Genomic DNA, 310 nt, shown 5'->3' on the forward strand with positions numbered 1-310 from the left:
TGTCTTTGATCCTGCTTATAGGTTGCTACTTTTTTGGAATCTGGAGACCAAAGAACAATGGGACGATCACTTTTGCGCCACCCGGCATTGTCTGTAGCATATCCAAAATTCTCCTCACCATCTGTTGTCAGTTGCTTTTCCTCTCCGGTCTCCAGGTTACGCAGCCAAAGATTCCAGTCCTTGATATAAACAACCTTATTTCCATCGGGTGACAGTACTTCATTTCGAGAAATATCCTGCGTCTCATTTTCTTCCTTAGGAATAAGTTCTTCCTTTGATCTGGCAGTTTCCTTCTTTCCGGTTTTTGGAT

1 protein-coding gene is annotated in these 310 nt (G+C 42.9%); it reads right to left on the reverse strand.

Annotation, left to right across the window (positions count from 1 at the left end; translation table 11 throughout):
* Positions 1-310: DPP IV N-terminal domain-containing protein (locus tag HC176_RS18720; protein WP_209309830.1), on the reverse strand; the 310-nt coding region annotated here is incomplete at both ends.

The sequence above is a fragment of the Tamlana crocina genome (genome assembly GCF_012037625.1).